16 protein-coding genes and 1 tRNA gene are annotated in these 18396 nt (G+C 63.0%); 14 read left to right on the top strand and 3 right to left on the bottom strand.

Annotated elements, in window-relative coordinates; all coding sequences use genetic code 11:
- Positions 1 to 102: 102 nt before the first annotated feature.
- From PST29_RS18080 to PST29_RS18055, 6 genes are all read left to right on the top strand, one after another.
- Positions 103 to 858 (top strand): carbon-nitrogen hydrolase family protein, encoded by a 756-nt coding sequence (locus tag PST29_RS18080; RefSeq protein ID WP_060843947.1) that lies wholly within the window; start codon positions 103 to 105, stop codon positions 856 to 858.
- Positions 858 to 1310, top strand: coding sequence for a GNAT family N-acetyltransferase (locus PST29_RS18075; protein ID WP_060843946.1), 453 nt, complete (start codon positions 858 to 860; stop codon positions 1308 to 1310). The genes PST29_RS18080 and PST29_RS18075 overlap by 1 nt, the downstream gene beginning before the upstream one ends.
- A 171-nt stretch (positions 1311 to 1481) precedes the next feature.
- Positions 1482 to 2123, top strand: a complete 642-nt coding sequence (gene gacA, locus PST29_RS18070; RefSeq protein ID WP_011061841.1) for a response regulator transcription factor GacA — start codon at positions 1482 to 1484, stop codon at positions 2121 to 2123.
- 1 nt (position 2124) lies between these two features.
- Positions 2125 to 3948: an excinuclease ABC subunit UvrC gene (gene uvrC, locus PST29_RS18065; RefSeq protein WP_060839892.1), complete on the top strand. Its 1824-nt coding sequence runs from the start codon at positions 2125 to 2127 to the stop codon at positions 3946 to 3948.
- Positions 3949 to 3980: 32 nt separating this feature from the next.
- Positions 3981 to 4541, top strand: coding sequence for a CDP-diacylglycerol--glycerol-3-phosphate 3-phosphatidyltransferase (gene pgsA, locus PST29_RS18060; RefSeq protein WP_011061839.1), 561 nt, complete (start codon positions 3981 to 3983; stop codon positions 4539 to 4541).
- A 65-nt stretch (positions 4542 to 4606) separates the two neighbouring features.
- A tRNA-Gly gene (locus PST29_RS18055) sits at positions 4607 to 4682 on the top strand.
- A 261-nt stretch (positions 4683 to 4943) separates the two neighbouring features.
- Here the strand turns inward: PST29_RS18055 and PST29_RS18050 are convergent.
- On the bottom strand, positions 4944 to 5948 hold the full coding sequence (locus PST29_RS18050) for a GlxA family transcriptional regulator (RefSeq protein WP_060843945.1): 1005 nt from the start codon (positions 5946 to 5948) through the stop codon (positions 4944 to 4946).
- A 95-nt stretch (positions 5949 to 6043) separates the two neighbouring features.
- Between PST29_RS18050 and PST29_RS18045 the strand changes: the two genes are divergently transcribed.
- The 5 genes from PST29_RS18045 to PST29_RS18025 all read left to right on the top strand — a co-directional run bounded on the left by PST29_RS18045 (position 6044) and on the right by PST29_RS18025 (position 11339).
- Positions 6044 to 6481, top strand: coding sequence for a tautomerase family protein (locus PST29_RS18045; RefSeq protein ID WP_060843944.1), 438 nt, complete (start codon positions 6044 to 6046; stop codon positions 6479 to 6481).
- Positions 6482 to 6859: 378 nt separating this feature from the next.
- Positions 6860 to 7372, top strand: coding sequence for a formaldehyde-activating enzyme (gene fae, locus PST29_RS18040; protein ID WP_060843943.1), 513 nt, complete (start codon positions 6860 to 6862; stop codon positions 7370 to 7372).
- Between the two features lie 10 nt (positions 7373 to 7382).
- Positions 7383 to 8417, top strand: a complete 1035-nt coding sequence (locus tag PST29_RS18035) for an aldo/keto reductase (protein ID WP_060839887.1) — start codon at positions 7383 to 7385, stop codon at positions 8415 to 8417.
- Positions 8414 to 9847: an NAD-dependent succinate-semialdehyde dehydrogenase gene (locus PST29_RS18030; protein ID WP_060843942.1), complete on the top strand. Its 1434-nt coding sequence runs from the start codon at positions 8414 to 8416 to the stop codon at positions 9845 to 9847. Before PST29_RS18035 ends, PST29_RS18030 begins: the two co-directional genes overlap by 4 nt.
- Positions 9848 to 9977: 130 nt before the next feature.
- Positions 9978 to 11339 carry an MFS transporter gene (locus PST29_RS18025; RefSeq protein WP_060843941.1) on the top strand — a complete coding sequence of 454 codons (1362 nt, stop codon included), beginning with the start codon at positions 9978 to 9980 and terminating at the stop codon, positions 11337 to 11339.
- Between the two features lie 111 nt (positions 11340 to 11450).
- Here PST29_RS18025 and PST29_RS18020 read toward each other — a convergent pair whose 3' ends face one another.
- Positions 11451 to 12326 (bottom strand): LysR substrate-binding domain-containing protein, encoded by an 876-nt coding sequence (locus PST29_RS18020; RefSeq protein ID WP_060843940.1) that lies wholly within the window; start codon positions 12324 to 12326, stop codon positions 11451 to 11453.
- A gap of 268 nt (positions 12327 to 12594) precedes the next feature.
- A complete protein-coding gene (locus PST29_RS18015; RefSeq protein ID WP_060843939.1) occupies positions 12595 to 13767 on the bottom strand; it encodes a hypothetical protein in 1173 nt (390 codons plus the stop codon).
- A 321-nt stretch (positions 13768 to 14088) separates the two neighbouring features.
- Between PST29_RS18015 and PST29_RS18010 the strand changes: the two genes are divergently transcribed.
- From PST29_RS18010 to PST29_RS18000, 3 genes are all read left to right on the top strand, one after another.
- On the top strand, positions 14089 to 15030 hold the full coding sequence (locus tag PST29_RS18010) for a LysR substrate-binding domain-containing protein (RefSeq protein ID WP_060839882.1): 942 nt from the start codon (positions 14089 to 14091) through the stop codon (positions 15028 to 15030).
- A 419-nt stretch (positions 15031 to 15449) separates the two neighbouring features.
- Positions 15450 to 16874, top strand: coding sequence for an aldehyde dehydrogenase (gene aldA / locus PST29_RS18005; protein WP_060843938.1), 1425 nt, complete (start codon positions 15450 to 15452; stop codon positions 16872 to 16874).
- 199 nt (positions 16875 to 17073) lie between these two features.
- Positions 17074 to 18396, top strand: a complete 1323-nt coding sequence (locus PST29_RS18000) for an MFS transporter (RefSeq protein WP_060843937.1) — start codon at positions 17074 to 17076, stop codon at positions 18394 to 18396.

The following is an 18396-nucleotide window of genomic DNA, read 5'->3' as shown; positions in this document are numbered from 1 at the left end:
AGTAATTTCTATGGACGCTGTTGTCTTGGGCGATGGATTAAGCGCCGCCAGGATTTATGCCACACTCGCCGCTCCCCCTCGTTGCCTCGCCAAGGAATCTCCATGACCGTGCTGACCCTCGCTGCCGCCCAATCGGTATCCATTGCTGGCGACTGGCAGGGGAATCTGGCCCGGCATCAGCATCTGATGCGGCTAGCGGCGCAACAGGGGGTGCAGGTCCTGGTGTTTCCCGAACTGTCCCTGACCGGTTATGAGCCGCCACTGGCCGCGCAACTGGCGCTGGCACCGGATTCCCCACGGTTGCAGCCGCTGCGGGACCTGGCCCGGGAACTGCAACTGACGGCGGTGGTGGGCTTGCCGATTCGCCTGGCGGAGGACGGGCCGGTGCTGATCGGGGCGCTGGTGCTGGCAGCCGACGGCTCGCTGGCGGTGTACAGCAAGCAGCATCTGCATGCCGGGGAGGAGCGCTTCTTTGCCCCCGGCACGGGCGGGGCGCCGCTGCAACTGGCAGAGGCGAGGTTGGCCCTGGCGGTGTGCGCGGATTTTTGTCATGCCAGTCACGTAGAGGCTGCAGTGGCTGCCGGTGCCGACATCTATGCTGCCGGGGTGCTGATCAGCGAGGGCGGTTATGCCGCCGACAGCGCCTTGTTGCAAGGTTATGCCCGGGACTACGGCGTTGTGCTGTTGATGGCCAATCATGGCGGTCCCAGCGGTGGCTGGGCCTGTGCCGGGCGTAGCGCGATCTGGGGCCGTGACGGCCAGTTGCTGGGCGCCGTGGAGGGGGTTGGCGAAGCGCTGTTGATTGCCCGCTGCGTGGCCGGGCAATGGCAGGCCCGGGTTGTGCCGGTGGCCGGCTGATGAATGCACTGCAATTGCGCCCGGCGTCAGCGGCCGACCTGGCTTTCGCCCGGGACCTGACCCGCTCGACCATGCTCGGCTATTACATTCGCAATGACCTGCTATGGCTCGATGAGGCGTTCGATGTGGCCTGGGCCGGTCGCGAGAATCTGCTGATCTGCCAGGCAGACGAGGTGCTGGGCTATGTCAGCCTGAGTCGGGACCTGCGGGCCCTGTATATTCGTGAATTGCATGTGCTGCAGGCGTGGCGCGGGCGCGGTGCCGGCGCCTGGGTCCTGGCGCGGCTCTTGGAGCGGGCGCGCCAGGAACACCTTGGCCTGTTGCGCCTGACCGTGTTCAAGGGCAACCCGGCACAGCGTCTGTATGAACGGATGGGGTTGCAGGTGGTGGGGGAGGAGGAGTGTTTCTGGCGCATGGAGCGTCCTACTGTCGCAGGCCCCGGACCCGGGTAGCGGGCCCCGGGCTGCCGGGGCCTGAAGGTGCGACGCGGTCTGCGGTCTGGCAGGCGGCGTGGCTTTATCGCTCGCCGATGAATTTTATATAGCGCTTGTGATTAGGTTTGTACGTCGCTTTTTTGCTAAGGTGTCCGGCAACCTTTAAAGACCAAATCGCGAGGTGTCTGCTTGATTAGGGTGCTAGTAGTCGATGACCATGATCTCGTTCGTACGGGCATTACACGAATGTTGGCTGACATCGATGGCCTGCAAGTAGTCGGGCAGGCGGAGTCAGGGGAAGAATCCCTGCTCAAGGCGCGGGAGCTGAAGCCCGACGTCGTCCTGATGGACGTCAAGATGCCCGGGATCGGAGGTCTTGAAGCCACGCGCAAACTGCTGCGCAGCCATCCGGACATCAAGGTCGTGGCGGTGACTGTCTGCGAGGAGGATCCGTTTCCGACTCGCCTGCTGCAAGCCGGCGCGGCGGGCTACCTCACCAAGGGCGCAGGCCTCAACGAAATGGTCCAGGCGATTCGCCTGGTATTTGCCGGCCAGCGTTACATCAGCCCGCAGATTGCCCAGCAATTGGTCTTCAAATCGTTTCAGCCTTCCAGCGACTCGCCGTTCGACGCGTTGTCCGAGCGTGAGATTCAGATCGCGCTGATGATTGTCGGTTGCCAGAAAGTGCAGATCATCTCCGACAAGCTGTGTCTGTCGCCGAAAACCGTGAACACCTATCGCTATCGTATTTTCGAGAAGCTCTCGATCAGCAGCGATGTCGAGCTGACGCTGTTGGCGGTTCGTCATGGCATGGTCGATGCCAGCCTCTGAAATGACCGACCTGTTTGATCCCAGCGCTTTTCTTTCTACCTGCAGTGGCCGTCCTGGCGTGTATCGCATGTTCGACAGCGATGCACGCTTGCTGTACGTCGGTAAAGCCAAGAACCTGAAAAACCGCCTGTCCAGCTACTTCCGCAAGACCGGCCAGGCACCGAAGACCGCCGCCCTGGTGGCGCGTATCGCCCAGATCGAAACCACCATCACCGCCAACGAGACCGAAGCGCTGCTGCTGGAGCAGACGCTGATCAAGGAATGGCGGCCGCCATACAACATTCTGCTGCGCGACGATAAATCCTATCCCTATGTGTTCCTTTCGGACGGCGATTTTCCGCGATTCAGCATCCATCGTGGGGCGAAGAAGCAGAAGGGCAAGTACTTCGGCCCTTACCCCAGTGCCGGAGCCATCCGCGAAAGCCTGAGCCTGTTGCAGAAGACCTTCATGGTTCGCCAGTGCGAGGACAGCTACTACAAGAACCGTACCCGACCCTGCCTGCAGTATCAGATCAAGCGCTGCAAGGGGCCTTGTGTCGGCCTTGTGGCGCCTGAAGTGTATGCCGAGGACGTGCGCCACTCGGTGATGTTCCTGGAAGGACGCAGCAACGCCCTGACCGATGAACTCTCCAGCGCCATGGAAGCGGCCGCCGGCACCCTGGATTTTGAAAAGGCCGCCGAGCTGCGGGACCAGATCTCCCTGCTGCGCCGGGTCCAGGACCAGCAGAGCATGGAAGGCGGCACCGGCGATGTGGATGTGGTGGCCGCGTTCGTCAACCCGGGCGGCGCCTGCGTGCACCTGATCAGCGTGCGTGGCGGGCGGGTGCTGGGCAGCAAGAACTTCTTTCCCCAGGTGGGCATCGAGGAAGACGTGGCGGAAGTCATGTCGGCCTTCCTCGGCCAGTATTTTGTCAGCAGCCCGGAGCGCGACCTGCCTTCCGAGCTGATCGTCAACGTGGTGCACGACGACTTCCCGACCCTGATCGCCGCCATTGATGAATTGCGCGGGCGCGAGCTGACCATCAGTCACCGGGTCCGCGGCACCCGGGCGCGCTGGCAGCAACTGGCGGTGACCAACGCCGAACAGGCCCTGAGCGCGCGCCTGGCCAACCGTCAGCATGTCGCGGCGCGATTCGAAGCCCTGGCCGAAGTGCTGAACCTGGACGAGCCACCGCAGCGCCTGGAGTGCTACGACATCAGCCACTCCAGCGGCGAGGCCACTGTCGCGTCCTGCGTGGTGTTCGGCCCGGAAGGGCCGCTGAAATCCGATTACCGGCGCTACAACATCGAAGGCGTCACCGCCGGCGACGACTATGCAGCCATGCACCAAGCCCTGACCCGACGCTTCAGCAAGCTCAAGGAAGGCGAGGGCAAGCTGCCGGACATCCTCCTGGTGGATGGCGGCAAGGGGCAGTTGTCCATGGCCCGTGACGTGCTCAACGAGCTGGCGGTGCCGGACCTGATTCTCCTTGGCGTTGCCAAGGGCGCCACGCGCAAGGCCGGTTTCGAAACCTTGTACCTCAACGATGCGGCCCACGAGTTCACCCTCAAGGGCGATTCCCCGGCCCTGCATCTGATCCAGCAAATCCGCGATGAGGCCCACCGCTTCGCGATCACCGGTCACCGTGCCCGACGCGGCAAGACCCGGCGCACCTCGACCCTGGAAGGGGTGGCGGGCGTCGGACCCAAGCGTCGACGGGATCTCCTTAAACATTTTGGTGGATTGCAGGAACTGTCCCGTGCCAGCATCGACGAGATTGCCAAAGCACCGGGAATCAGTAAAAAGCTCGCAGAGTTGATTTATGCAAACCTGCACAGCGAGTAGAATGCCCAATCACCTCGTAGCCAGTTGTGCCGATGAATATCCCGAATCTGATCACCGTTCTACGCGTCCTGCTCATCCCGATTTTCATATTGCTGTTCTATTTGCCCTATAGCTGGAGCTACATGGCAGCCAGTTCAGTGTTTGCCTTTGCGGCTGCCACGGACTGGCTGGACGGGTACCTGGCGCGACGCCTGCAGCAGAGCACGCCATTCGGCGCGTTCCTCGACCCGGTGGCCGACAAGTTGATGGTGGCGGTGGCCCTGGTGCTGCTGGTGCAAGAGCATCACAACCTGTGGCTGACCTTGCCCGCCGCAGTGATCATCGGCCGTGAAATCGTCATTTCGGCGCTGCGCGAGTGGATGGCCGAGCTCGGCGCCCGCGCCCAGGTGGCGGTATCGAACATGGGCAAATGGAAAACAGCGGCGCAGATGCTGGCGCTGGTGATCTTGCTGGCCAATCCCTCAGATTTCAGCTTCTGGGTGCTGGTGGGTTACGCCTTGCTGTTGGCGGCAGCGGGCCTGACCTTGTGGTCCATGCTGCAGTACCTGCGGGCCGCCTGGCCGCACCTGAAAACTGACAACGAGAAAAAATAAGTTTTTTTGAATCAAAGGCTTGACGCGCATTCGGATTTCTATAGAATGCGCAACACCAAGACGTTGCGGGAATAGCTCAGTTGGTAGAGCACGACCTTGCCAAGGTCGGGGTCGCGAGTTCGAGTCTCGTTTCCCGCTCCAAATACAGCGCTGCAGAGTTACATTGAATTCTGTAAGCCATTGAAAAAAGGACCTTCGGGTCCTTTTTTCGTTTCTGCGTGCTCCACTGAAATCCGGCGTCATTCAGGGCTTTCAAGTCCAGGGTTGAACCCTTCTCAACAGGCGCAAATCCGGGCATGGAAATCAGCCAGTGTTGCCCACGTCAAGGTGGTCGGTAAGGCGGCGGGTGGGGCAGGGCCGCTTGCCTATGTGCGCGATGCTCTCCAGGATCTTCTCGGCTGTTTACTGGCGTGGGAAGGGCCTGGAGCTGTCAACAGCAAACCCCTCGCCGCGAATCTGACTCGGTGTCACATCCAGGCGCCTGCGCAGCAAGCGCCGCAGAGTCGCCGCATCTCCCAGCCCCACCTGTGCCGCCACTTCCTCCACCGAAAGCCCACTACTTTCCAGTAGCGCCCGCGCCTTGTTCAATCGCACCGACTGGATCAATTGCTGCGGCCCGTAGCCGAGCACTCTGGTGACCTGCCGGTTGAGCGTGCGCGTGGATACGTTTGCCTTGAGCGCCAGCGCGCCCACTGTCACCGGCGCTGGCATCGTCTGCGCGATATGCGTTGTCAGTTGGGCAATCAGACCGTTTTCGGGCGCCATCATCGTCGGGGACATGTAGGGCGACTGCAGGCGTCGACGCTCCACCAGGAGCGCCTGGCCTAACATCGCGGCCAAGCGCTCGCCGAAGCGCTGGCGCAGTACGTACAACAGCAGGTCCACGTGGGCCAGCGCTGCGCCCGCGGTAATCAGCGGACCATCGGTGTGCACCATGCGGTCCGGCTCCACGCGTGCCTGCGGGGCCGCGTGACGCAATGCGGACGCCAGCCACCAGGTGGTCGTAACGCAGCGTCCATTCAGCAGCCCGGCGGCGTTGAGCAAGAACACGGACGAGCACGAAGCAGCAATCTTGCCGCCTGCTTCGGCGTGACGGCGCAGGGCGGCAGCCAGTGGTGCGACGTCTGGCTGGGCCAGGCGTACCCCGAGTTGCGCGGCGTCGTCTACGTCCAGTCCAGGCAGGATCCAGCACTCGTGCTTGTTCGTTCGGGCGGGCAGGTTTGCAACCTGCAATTGCAGGCCGCCAGCCAACTCAATGGTGCCGGCGCTGAGACCGCACACGCGCCAGCGTGGCGCGGCCACGCCTGCCCGGGACGCAAGCTTGGCGGCGGTGGCCAGCAGATCCAGGGTAAGGGTGACGCTGGAAGCGAAGGCGCCTTGAGGCACCACCAGAGTGAAATCGTACATTGGCTGATAGTGCATGTTTTACGGCAAATCGGCCACTGTTGCTTGCGCTGGTCGCGCTCTTTAATAGCGGCTCTTTCCCACAGGAGATGTGATCAATGCCGACTATTTTCATCAAGACGCCCGCCGGCGTACTGAGTGCCCAGCAGCGTGAACGGATGCTCATCGCCGTCGATGCGGCGGCTACACAGTGCAGCGGGCTGGGAGCGGACCCGCGTCAGCGGCGCCTATGCTGGGTGATCGCCGAGGAGATTCCTGCGGGCATGTGGCGCTGCGGCGGCAGCGACGACTTCAGCCAGTTCGTGCCATGCCTGGTACAGATCCTCGCCCCGGCCGGGGTACTGGATGACGCGCATCGCGCGCGCTACGCCGCAGCAGTGCACCAAGCGATCATGGACACCGTGGCCTTGCCTGAAGCGCAGCGGCTGGCGACCTCCATCATGGTCAGCGACGTGGAGGATGGGACCTGGGGCGCGAACGGTCAGTTGTGGCGACTTCCGCAGTTCGTGGCAGCGGCTGGCTACGCACACCTGTAAGGCGTCCTTACAAAGTGCAGGGGGGCTGGAAAACCAACGCCGGCCAAGCGCCGTGATCTCTGCTTTTCCGGCCCTGCCCAAGGTCCGAAACCACCCTCGAACGATACAAGTCCACGGCTATGACTAAAGCTCATGGCCGCATGACTTTTAATGGTTACGGGCCCCCGCCAGCCCGGTGCTACAACATCGCAAACACAGCTCATCCATAACAACAAAGAGCGTTTGCGCCATGACTCAGTCCGTTACCGTTCACCTGCAGGGTCAACCCTGCGTCCCTCTGCACTCGCGCTCTTTGAACTCAAGCAACGAAACGTAGCGGGCCCGGTACTGCCGGCCCCGCGTCATTTCTTCCATTGTGTCCGCAAAGAGTAAAGACCCATGCAACCACTCGACCTCTACATCGGCGAAGGCTTCGAAGGCCCAGGCGTCAATGCCGCTCATATCAACATCCTCATCGGGCCGCGCAACGGTCCTGCCGGCCAGGCCTTCGCCAACAGCCTGGCCTCGCCGAGCCAGGGCCATTGCCCGTTCATGGTGATTGCCCAGCCCAACATCCCGGTCAAGCCCATGACCCTGTATGTGAACAAGGCGGCCATTGCCAGCGAGCTGCATGGCAACGCCACCTGGGGCGCATCCCAGGCCGGTATTGCCAAGGCAGTGCTCGAAGCGCTGCTGGACGGCACCTTGCCGGCCGAAGCCGAAGACCACTGGGCAATCGTCACCGCCAACTGGGTCAATCCGGACTGCGATGATCTGGATGCGGTCTACCTCAACAACTACAACGCCTGCCGCACGGCGATTCGCGCGGCCCTGAACGGCAAGCCCGAGCGCGCCCAGTTGGCGGATGTGGTGAACCAGATCAGCAACCCGTTCTACACCCCCAAGGCCTGAGGAGCGCAGCATGCAATACATTCGTCTGGGCCACTCCGGCCTGCAAGTCTCGCGCCTGTGTTTGGGCACCATGAACATGGGCACCCCGGACTGGAAGCCGTGGATCTTCGATGAGAAGCAGAGTGAGCCCATCGTCGCCCACGCCCTGGACCACGGCGTGAATTTCATCGACCTGGCGGATTTCTATTCCGCAGGCGTCGGCGAAGAAGTGGTGGGGCGCATCGTCAAGCGCTTGGCACGCCGCGAAGACCTGGTGATCACCACCAAGGTCGGCTACGGCACCCGCAGCGGGATCAATGCCAGCGGCCATTCGCGCAAGCACATCCTCGACAGCATCGATGCCTCGCTCAAGCGCTTGGGCATGGATTACGTCGATGTGTTCATGCTGCATTACTTCGATGTGAACACCCCGGTGGAAGAAACCATGCAGGCGCTGAACGACATCGTCCGCGCCGGCAAGGCTCGCTATATCGGCGTCTCCACCATGCTCACCGGGCAGCTGGCGAAGCTGCTCATGGCCTGTGAGCGCCACGGCTGGGTCAAGCCGATCAACATGCAGCTGCAGCTCAACTGCGCCTACCGCGAGGAAGAGCGCGAGATGATTCCGTTCTGCCGTGACCAGGGCCTGGGCGTCTCGGTGTTCAGCCCGCTGGCCCGGGGCCTGCTCACTGGCGACGTGCAGTCGACCCGCAACCAGACCGACTTCTTCACCCAGCAGATGTACAGCGACGAGGCCTCGTTGCAGATCGCCCGCTCGGTGCAACGCGTGGCCCGTGCCCGCGGCCTGTCCAATGCCCAGGTGGCCCAGGCCTGGGTGCTCAACCATGCCGGGGTCGATTGCATGCTGGTGGGGGCCGATACCACGGCGCAGTTCGACAGCGCCCTGGCAGCGCTGGATACCGCGCTGGATGCCGAGGAGCTGCACGAGCTGGAGCGCAACTACACCCCCTGCGATGTGATCAACGACTACACCGCCGGCAAACGTATTCTGCGCACGGCCCGTCCGGGGCTGGAGCGCTTTTCCCTGACCGAGGCCATGGCATGAGCGCGTTGATTCGTACCGGTCATTTCATCGATGGCCAATGGTCCAGCGGCGGCGTCAGCTACCCGGTGTACAACCCGGCCAATGGCGAACGGATTGCCCAGGTGCAAAAGGCTGGCGCCGAAGAAACTCGCCTGGCCATTGCCGCCGCCCAGCGCGCCTTGCCCGCCTGGCGCGCACTCACCGCCAAGGAGCGCAGCCAGCGACTCAAGCGCTGGAGCGAGCTGATGCTGGCCCAGCAGCGCGAACTGGCCACCTTGCTCAGCCGCGAACAGGGCAAGCCCCTAGCCGAAGCCATGGGCGAAGTGGTCTATGCCGCAAGCTTCCTCGAATGGTTCGGCGAGGAGGCCAAGCGCGCCTACGGCGACGTGATCCCCAGCCACAAGGCCGACGCGCGGATCATCGTGACCAAGGAGCCGATTGGCGTAGTCGCGGCGATCACTCCGTGGAACTTCCCCCTGGCCATGGTCACGCGCAAGGTCGGTCCAGCCCTGGCCGCCGGTTGCACGATGATCCTCAAGCCCTCGGAAGAAACCCCGCTTTCGGCCTTTGCCCTTGGGGTGCTGGCGGAGCAGGCGGGCATTCCCGCCGGGGTGTTGAACATCGTCTCCGGCGATGCGCCCGCCATTGGCCAGGCGCTGCAGGCTTCGAGCGTGGTGCGCAAGCTGTCGTTCACCGGCTCGACCCGCACCGGCAAACTGCTGATGCGCCAGGCCGCCGACACCTTGAAGAAAGTCTCTCTGGAGCTGGGAGGCAATGCACCGTTCATTGTCTTCGACGACGCCGACCTGGATGCCGCGGTCAAGGGCGCCATGGCCTCGAAGTTCCGCAACACCGGGCAGACCTGTGTCTGCGTCAACCGCTTCTTCATCCAGGACGGCGTGTATGAGGCCTTCACCGCCAAGCTGGCCGAGGCGGTTGCCGCGCTGCGGGTCGGCAGCGCCCTGGAGGGCGATACCGAGCAGGGGCCGCTGATCAATGCGGCGGCCCTGGCCAAGGTCGAGGCGCATGTCGGCGATGCGCTGGAGAAGGGCGCCCGGCTGCTCTGCGGCGGTCGTCGCCATGCCCTGGGCGGCACCTTCTTCGAGCCGACCATCCTCACCGAGGTCAGCGGCGAGATGCTGATCGCCCAGGAAGAAACCTTCGGCCCGGTGGCGGCGTGCTTCCGTTTCCAGGACGAGGCCGAAGTGCTGCAGCGGGCCAACGACACGCCATTCGGTCTGTCGGCCTATTTCTACAGTCGCGACATCGGTCGGGTCTGGCGCATGGCCGAGGGCCTGGAAGCGGGCATGGTGGGCATCAATGAAGGCATCATTTCCACTGAAGTGGCGCCCTTTGGCGGGATCAAGGAATCGGGCCTTGGTCGCGAAGGCTCCCGCTACGGTCTGGACGACTACCTGGAGATCAAATACCTGCTGATGGGCGGCCTCTAGCCCTCGGCCCTCGCGTTGTAGGAGCCGGCCGGGCGGCGTTGTGCTTGTCAGCGCAATGGCGCACCGGCTCCTACGGGCGGATGCCCGCACCGATTCATCTCTGATTCAACAACAATAAATGGAGACGAACATGAGCACTGCAACCCTCAAGATCGATGACCTGCCCATTGGCCGGTTCCATCTGAAAATCGCCGGCCTGACCTTCGGCGCGCACTTCACCGACGGCTACATCCTCGGCCTGATCGGCATCGCTTTCACCCTGCTAAGCCCCCAGATGCAACTCGATGCATTCTGGCAGGGCCTGATCGGTGCTTCGGCACTGATGGGGCTGTTCATCGGCAGCCTGTTCTTCGGCTGGATCTCCGATCACCTGGGGCGGCAGAAGATCTTCCTGGTCAGTTTCGTGCTGATCACCCTGGCCTCGGTGCTGCAGTTCTATGCCGAGACTGCCATGGGCCTGTTTCTCTGCCGGGTGCTGATCGGCATCGGCCTGGGGGGCGATTTCAGCGTCGGCCACGCGATGCTCGCCGAATTCGCCCCGAAGAAGCACCGTGGCGTGCTGCTGGGCTCGTTCAGCGTGATCTGGACCTTCGGCTACGTCGCCGCAACCTTTGTCGGCACCGCGATGCTCAGCCTCGGCGACGATGCCTGGCGCTGGATGCTGGCCTCCTCGGCGATTCCCGCCGGGCTGATCCTGCTGGCGCGCATCGGCACCCCGGAGTCGCCGCGCTGGCTGGTCAACCGCGGGCGTCTTGCCGAAGCCCGGGCCATCGTGCACAAGCACCTGGGGGCCAACGTGGTCCTGGACGAACAGCCCTCCGGCGAGACCCGCTCCGGCTATGGCGTGCTGTTCAGCCGCGAGTACCGCAAGCGCACCGCGTTCAACTGCCTGTTCTTCGTCTGCATTGTCATGCCGTACTTCGCCATCTACACCTTCCTGCCGTCGATCTTGCAGAAGATGGGCCTGGCCGAGGGCTTCGGCACCGAACTGATGCTCAACCTGCTGCTGATCCTCGGCGCGCTGATCGGCATCTGGTGCACGGTGAAGTTTTCCCGCCGCGGGTTCCTGATCAACTCCTTCATCATCCTCGCGGTGGCGCTGTTGCTGCTGGCGGTGCTGCCGGGTAGCGCAGCCTGGTTGATGGTGCTGCTGTTCGGGTTGTTTACCCTGGTGCTGTCGGCGGTGAGCAACCTGGTGGGGGTGTTTCCGGCAGAGAGTTTTCCAACGGAGGTGCGCGCCAGCGGCATTGGCCTGGCCACCGCGGTGAGCCGCCTGGGGTCGGCGATCAGCACCTTCCTGCTACCGGTGAGCGTGGCTGGGATCGGCCTCAGCCCGACCATGGGCATCCTTGCCGGGATTCTGGCCCTGGGGGCGCTGATTTCCTGGGCCTGGGCACCAGAGACCAAGTCCTTGACGCTGAGCCAGGCGTGCAGCGTCAGCGCCGCTGACTCGACCGGCAGCGAACTGCCCAAGGTTGCCTCGCCGATCTGATATCGCGTTCGCAACGCTGATGCAGGAGCCCGCTGGCCGGCGAAGCGGCCCTGCGTCTTGCATGGCTTGCTGCCGCCTTCGCTGGCGAGCCAGCTCCTACGAGAAGCCGACTCAGGGATTGCTCACCAGGCTCAGCCACTGGGTGAACAGTTGCACTTTGGAAAGCCCCTGTTTGTCGTTCGCCACGTCCAGCCAATAGCCATAAGGGCCGATCACCTCTACCGGGGTGATCGGCAGCAGGCGTCCGTCCGCCAGCTCCCGTTCGATCATCTGCCGGTCGATCACCGCCAGCCCACCGCCGGCCAGCGCGGTGTGGATCACCTGGTCCAGGGTGCTGAACTCCAATCCCGTCCGGGCGTCGATGTCGTCGCGGCCCATGCTTGCCAACCAGTTTTCCCAGACCGGCAAACGCTTGTCCCCATGGAGTATGTGCAGTAGGGGAAAGCGCCGAAGGTCCGGTGCCTGGCCATTGCTGAACAGCTCCGGGCTGGCCACGGCAATGTGTCGTTCCATCACCAGCAATTGGCTCTGGCAATGGGTGGCGGCCTGCAGGCCGAAGCGGATCTCGCAGTCGACTTCGGCCGGGCTGTCGTGGCTGTTGTGCTGGGTCACGCTGAGGCTGATGTCCGGGTAGCGCTGGCAGAAGTCCCGCAGTTGCGCGGACAGCCAGCGGGTGGCCCAGGTCGGTGGGGCGACGATGCGCAGGCGCTGGCGCAGGTTGGGCACGCGCAAGGCTTGCAGGGCACGCTCCATATGATCGAAGGCCTGCCCCAGGTTAGGCGCCAGCGCTGCGCCGGCCTCGGTCAGCGCGAGCCCTTGCGGGGAGCGGCTGAACAGCGCCACGCCGAGGTAGTCTTCCAATTGCTTGATCTGTCGGCTGACCGCGCCCTGGGTGACGTTGAGGGCGTGGGCGGCCTGGCTGAAACTGCGATGGCGGGCGACTTCCTCGAAGACCCGGAGCATGTTCAGGGAGGGCAGTTGGCGCATGGCGGGCAGACTCCGCACCTGGCGCCAGGCTGTAGCGATCCGCGCCTGGCGGGCTGAGCGCTGGAAGTGGCGGGGCAGGTTTATTGTTGTTGTAGGGCACTTCATCTAGGGCGCCCATCTTAGCCTGTAGGTGCCCTTTGCGGAGGTTGGCTTGCCCGCCAAGAGGTCCGTGAGATCGCTTTCGCCGGCAAGCCGGCTCCTACAGAGAGATACATATTCTCCTGCCAACTGTAGGAGCTGGCTTGCCAGCGAAAGGGCCGGCAAGAATTCAGAAGTAGTAGCCGATATTCACATACACCTGGTTTTCCCACTGGTTGCTGCCTCCGGCCCCCAGGCTCTGGGCATAACTGCTACCGCCTATGTACGGATCGTTCTTGCCGAACAGCCATTCGGTGGCTATCCACAGTTTGCTCAGCGAGAACGAGCTGCCGAGGATCATCCGCTGGGATGTTTTGTAGTCGCTGGCCGATTTGTCGAAGGCGCTGTAGTTGGCGTACAGCTTGACCCCGCTGATCTGATCGAACAGGTACTTGCCGTCGACGTCGTAACTCAGGTCGGCGACATACAGGTTGCCGCGGCTGGCGACGTTGAAGGTGCCGTCGTAGCCGCCCAGAGTGACCAACTCATCGGTGCCCGGATTGCGTGGCGACATCTGCTGGCGCGCTGCCTGCAATTGCACGCCCCACGGGCCGTTCTTACCCAGGTAGTGGACGGCCAAGGCATTGCGTCTGCCGTCGTTGTGGGTGTCGTTGTTCTTCAGGGTCGAGGTCAGGCCCGAGACTCCGACTTCCGATGCCCAGTCACCCAATTGCACGGCCCGCGCCACCCGCAGCACCAGGGTGTTGCGTTCGCGGTTGTCGCTGCCGTCGGCCACGTAGCTGTCGGCCGAAGACACAACGCTGGAATAGGTGCGGCCGTTGCTGGTGCCCTTGCCCTGCCAGGCGGGACGCAGGTAGTAGCCGGCCTGGAGGTTCCAGTCCCCGCTCTGCTGGATGTACTTGGCACCGATCTGCTCGATGTCCTCCAGCCCCACCACGTTGCCCAGGGTTTCAAAAAAGGTGCTGCCAAAATACGGCTGCAGGCCGAAGGGAATCTGGTTCAGGCCGACCTGTACCTGCTGCTCGGGGTTGAACCGGTAGCCGATCCAGGCGCTCTCGGCAAAGGCGATGTCGCCCACCTTGTCGGTGTAGCGGTAGGGGTAGGCGCGCCCGTAGAAGCGGTACTTGGCGGCGCCGATCCAGGTGTCGGAGCTGTACTTGGCACTGAGAATCGCGGTGTCGAAGTTGAAGGTCTGGATATCCCGGTCCGGGTCGTAGTCCCAGCGCGCACGAACCGCGCCGCCCAGGTCCAGGTGGTCGGTGACTTGCACGGCCAGAGCGGGGGTGGTGAGGCTGCCCAGCAGGGCAATGTTGCACAGAAAGCCGGAGCGTTTGGAAAGCATGGGGTTTTCTCCCGGATTGTTATTGTCGGGTGCGATGAACCCGGCCGCGGCAAGGGCGGCAGCCAAGGGTGAAAGGATTGAGAGGGGGGTGAACGCTGTGGCTTCAGCCAGTGGCGATCATCGAGACAAGCGGGAAATGAGGCATGGGCGGTACTCGTTGTTGTTTTTGTAATGTGCCTGCAGTGTTGCTATCTGTTCTTGGCCCGACAAACGATTTATTCATCGCCTGCGCATGACAAAAACGAATGTTAGTCCCATGGATTCCGTCTACGGGTGCATGCGATGCTTTGCGCCTCCTGCAGCTGTCACAGAGAGACTGTCGTGAAACGCAAAATGCCTGCGCTCAATGCGCTCAAGGCCTTCGAGGTCGCCGGCAGCACCGGCAGCTTTACCCGGGCCGCCGAATTGCTCAACGTCACCCAGAGCGCGGTCAGCCGCCAGGTCCGGCAACTGGAGGAGCAGTTGGGGGAAAGCCTGCTGAAACGACGCCATCATCACCTGGAGCTGACCAGTGCCGGGCGAGTATTGCTGCGTGCCCTGCACCAGTCCTTCGACAAGATCGAGTTGACGTTGCGCGGCATTGCGCAAAAGTCCCACACCAATCGCTTGCACCTCAATGCACCGCCAACCTTCGCCAGTCGCTGGCTGTTGCCGCGCCTGGGACGTCTGCGTGAGCAGCACCCTGAATTGGAGCTGAGCCTGACCACGCGTTTGCAGGACAGCCTGGCGGAAACCGCGACCCTGGATTGTGCGATCCGCTTTGGTGACGGTGAGTGGGATGGCCTGGACAGCTCCCTATTGTTTCAGGAGCGGCACATCGCGGTCTGCGCGCCTTCGCTGCTGGCCCGGGAATCGGCGGAACAGGGCATCGATCTCAAACGCATGACCCTGTTGCATGTATTGGCCCGGGAAGACCAGCGCTACCTGACCTGGAAGCACTGGCTGGATGCCGCGCGGATCACCGGGGTCGATACTCAGGGCGGCTATGAGTTCGACCTACTGGATCTGGCCATCCACGCGGCCACCGAGGGCTTGGGGATTACCATTGCCGACTGGCACATGGTGGCGGCGGAACTGGCAGCGGGGCAGTTGACCCAGGTGCACAACGTGCATGTCGAGGGGCACCAGTCCTACTGGCTGGTGACACGTCCAGCCCAGGTTCCGTTGCCGCAACTGCAGGTATTTAGCCAGTGGCTCGAAGAAGAAATCTGGCTGGCGCAACGCCAGCTTGAGCCCTCCACAGCCTCCACACCCCTGGGCTAGAGGCCGCGCGACCGCCTTCGTCGGCAAGCCGACTCCTACAATAGTCCACATGCGCAACCTGTGTAGGAGCTGGCGTGCCAGCGAAGAGGTCCTTCAGGCCACCATCATCAGTGCGTCATAACCTGCGTTTTTTGCATGTTAGTCCGCGCAATTAATCGTTTGTCCTTGTCGTGCCGGACGACAAGACTGCCTGCACTCACATAACAACAACCCGAGTGCCCAGCCATGCCCTATCCGGTCCTTGTCGATTGCCTGTCGCTGCACCTTGCCCGCGGTTTCCCGCCTTGCCTGCAGGCCATAGCCCTGTCCGTCTATCGCTGCGCTGTGACCGCTCGGCCACTCCAGACCCTTTGATCGCCGGGCCTGGATTGCGTCCAGGCTGCCTGCGCCACTTCTCTGCCAACGACGGGGCAACTTCCATGCAACTTGAACAGAATTTTGTTAACGGCGACTTCATCAAACCCGCCAGCGGCGTATCCATCGCGGTCTATGATCCGGCCGACGAAAGCCTTGTGGGGCATGTCTCGGCCGCCACTCAGGAAGAGGCCCATGCTGCGGTGACCGCCGCCTGTGCGGCGCAGAAAAAATGGGCTGCCTTGACCAGCATCCAGCGCGGTGACTATCTGCGCGCATTGGCCGATGCCCTGGAGTCGCGTGCCGACGCCATTGGCCAGGCGCTGGCGGCCGAATCGGGCAAAAGCCTGGCGGACGCCAGCAACGAAGCCCGTTACGCCGCGCAGATCACTCGTTATCACGCTGAATGGGCGCGCCGCATCGAGGGCGAGATCATTCCCAGCGACAGCCCCGACGAAAAGCTGTTTCTGCACCGCGAGGCGATTGGCGTCGTGGCTTGCCTGATCCCGTTCAACTACCCGGTCTACACCCTGCTGCGCAAGGTGGCGCCGGCGCTGATCGCCGGCAACACGGTGGTGGTGCGTCCGAGCAACAACACGCCGATCTCGGCTTTTGAAATCGCTCGGGCGGTCCAGCAGGCCGGCCTGCCGCCTGGGGTGGTGAACATCCTGACCATGGACCACGCCACCGCTGCCACCGTCTGTACCCACCCTGCAGTGGGCATGATCACCCTGACCGGCAGCGTCAATGCCGGGCGTATCGTGCTCGACTACTGCAAGGCCAATATCGCCAAGCCGTCCCTGGAACTGGGCGGCAAGACCCCGGCCATCATCGAGCCCGACGCCGACCTGGAGCAGGCCGCCAGCGCCATCATCGCTTCCAAGACGACCCACTGCGGCCAGTTGTGCACGGCAGTGGAACGGGTCTATGTCCATGAAAGCGTGCACGAGCGCTTCCTGGCCCTGCTCAAGGACAGGATCGCCGCCGTGCAATTCGGTGATCGGCGCCAGGATCCGGGCCGCATGGGGCCTCTGGTGAGTGCGGCATCGCGGGAGGCGATCCATGGCCTGGTGCAGCGGGCAGTCGCCCAGGGCGCGGTGCTCGAAGCCGGTGGCGTGATGCCCGAGGGGCCGGGGCATTTCTATCCGCCGACGCTGCTCAGCGCGTGCCGCCAGGACATGGAGATCGTTCAGGAGGAAATCTTCGGGCCGGTCCTGCCGGTGCTCAAGTACCGGGATATCGATGAAGCCCTGGCCTTGGCCAATGACCACCAGTTCGGCCTGGCCTCGGTGCTCTACACCGAGAACTACCGCAGCGCGATGAAAGTCGCCGGGGCCATCCAGGCCGGCGAGTTGTACGTCAACCGAACCCCGGCTGACCCCTACCAGGGCTACCACGCCGGCTGGAAGCGCTCAGGGCTGGGCGGTGACGACGGCAAGCACGGCATGCTCGAGTTCACCCAGACCCGCCTGGTGGTCATGCCTTTCTAAAGGCAGCTGCACGTTTCAAGCGGTAAGCACCCAGCAAAAGCGTGCAATCGATTTTGCCGCTTGCCGTCGTTGTATCAAGACAGCCGCAAGCTGCAAGCAAGAACACCGCAGTCGTTCTTGCCGCTTGAAGCTCCAAGCTTGCCGCTGCCCCACTAATAATAATGAGCGGCGCCGGTTACCGGCGCCCGAGGGCATCGTTATGTCTAAGCATGCAGCCGATCTGATCTCGGCCCAGGACCCCGCCGGGTTGCCGGTGAGCCACAGCGACAAGGGCAGTCGTTACTTTCAACTGATGCTGCTGGTGCTGGCCGCCGGAGCGATCTACCCGATCCTCTACCTGCGTCAGGTCTACCAGACCACCATGCTTGAGGTGTTGCACATCAACCACAGCGAGCTGGGTTACCTGTACTCCATGCTCGGCACCATTTTCCTGATCAGCTACCTGCCCAGCGGCTGGCTGGCGGATCGTATCGCTCCGCGCTTGCTGATATTTTTCTCCCTGGTGGCCACCGGTGCCCTGGGCCTGTGGTACTCCACTGCGCCATCACTGACGTCGCTGATGATCATCTTCGGCTGCTGGGGGCTGACCACCGGGCTGACCTTCTGGGCCTCGGTGCTCAAACGGGTAAAGATGATTGCCCGCCACAATGAGCAGGGGCGTTTCTTCGGCATCCTCGACGGCGGCCGTGGCCTGGTGGAAGCCTTGCTGGCGACCCTGGCCCTGGGTTTGTTCGCCCTGGCCACCGAGACCCGCGGCGAGTCGACGGCCGAGGGTTTCCGTCACGTGGTCTACCTGTATTCCTTTACCTGCATCGTCATCGGCTGCGTGCTGGTGCTGCTCAAGGACCCCAAGTCCCTGCAAGACACAGCACCGGTGGAAAAGGGGCGTTTCAACCTGCTCGGCGATCTGGCGACCCTGGTGAAAATCCCCGAGCTGTGGCTGGTAACCGCCATCGTGTTCTGCGGTTATCACATCTTTTGGGCTACCTACAGCTTTTCCGACTACCTGCAGGGCAACGGCATGACCGCGGTGATGGCCGGCACCATCACCACCATCAAGCTGTGGATGCGGCCGCTGGGTGGCATTGGTGGCGGCTGGCTGGGTGACCGTTTCTCGAATATCTCGGTGTTGATCGTCGCCCTGTTGCTGGCCACCCTGGGCATCGTCGGGCTGATCCTGTTCCCGGCCATGGGCAGCTTGGGCTTGTTGATCGCCACCGTGATCTTCATCGGTCTGATGACCTACGCCATTCGCGGGCTGTACTGGGCGATCCTCGACACCTGCCGTATTCCCCTGCGCATCACCGGCCTGGCCATCGGCATCGTCTCGGTGGTGGGCTACCTGCCGGACGCCTTTATCCCGCTGATCAACGGCTACCTTACCGAACACTTCCCCGGGGCCTTGGGCTACCGCTTGTACTTCGGCTACATCGCCGCGGTCGGCGCCCTCGGCACCCTGGCCGCGATCGCCTTGCGCGCTCGCATCAAGCGTACCCAGCCACATTCGCAAACAGGAGCCTGA

The sequence above is a fragment of the Pseudomonas sp. St29 genome (genome assembly GCF_001547915.1).
Taxonomy (GTDB): Bacteria; Pseudomonadota; Gammaproteobacteria; order Pseudomonadales; family Pseudomonadaceae; genus Aquipseudomonas.
Note: the sequence above shows the minus strand (reverse complement) of the source record. Positions and strands in the feature narration are given on the sequence as shown.

Excerpts from the sequence above, each read along its gene's own strand:
- PST29_RS18080 (WP_060843947.1), top strand. The coding sequence starts at position 103 with ATGACCGTGCTGACCCTCGCTGCCGCCCAATCGGTATCCATTGCTGGC.
- PST29_RS18075 (WP_060843946.1), top strand. The coding sequence starts at position 858 with ATGAATGCACTGCAATTGCGCCCGGCGTCAGCGGCCGACCTGGCTTTC.
- uvrC (WP_060839892.1), top strand. The coding sequence starts at position 2,125 with ATGACCGACCTGTTTGATCCCAGCGCTTTTCTTTCTACCTGCAGTGGC.
- pgsA (WP_011061839.1), top strand. The coding sequence starts at position 3,981 with ATGAATATCCCGAATCTGATCACCGTTCTACGCGTCCTGCTCATCCCG.
- PST29_RS18050 (WP_060843945.1), bottom strand. The coding sequence starts at position 5,948 with ATGTACGATTTCACTCTGGTGGTGCCTCAAGGCGCCTTCGCTTCCAGC.
- PST29_RS18045 (WP_060843944.1), top strand. The coding sequence starts at position 6,044 with ATGCCGACTATTTTCATCAAGACGCCCGCCGGCGTACTGAGTGCCCAG.
- fae (WP_060843943.1), top strand. The coding sequence starts at position 6,860 with ATGCAACCACTCGACCTCTACATCGGCGAAGGCTTCGAAGGCCCAGGC.
- PST29_RS18035 (WP_060839887.1), top strand. The coding sequence starts at position 7,383 with ATGCAATACATTCGTCTGGGCCACTCCGGCCTGCAAGTCTCGCGCCTG.
- PST29_RS18030 (WP_060843942.1), top strand. The coding sequence starts at position 8,414 with ATGAGCGCGTTGATTCGTACCGGTCATTTCATCGATGGCCAATGGTCC.
- PST29_RS18025 (WP_060843941.1), top strand. The coding sequence starts at position 9,978 with ATGAGCACTGCAACCCTCAAGATCGATGACCTGCCCATTGGCCGGTTC.
- PST29_RS18020 (WP_060843940.1), bottom strand. The coding sequence starts at position 12,326 with ATGCGCCAACTGCCCTCCCTGAACATGCTCCGGGTCTTCGAGGAAGTC.
- PST29_RS18015 (WP_060843939.1), bottom strand. The coding sequence starts at position 13,767 with ATGCTTTCCAAACGCTCCGGCTTTCTGTGCAACATTGCCCTGCTGGGC.
- aldA (WP_060843938.1), top strand. The coding sequence starts at position 15,450 with ATGCAACTTGAACAGAATTTTGTTAACGGCGACTTCATCAAACCCGCC.
- PST29_RS18000 (WP_060843937.1), top strand. The coding sequence starts at position 17,074 with ATGTCTAAGCATGCAGCCGATCTGATCTCGGCCCAGGACCCCGCCGGG.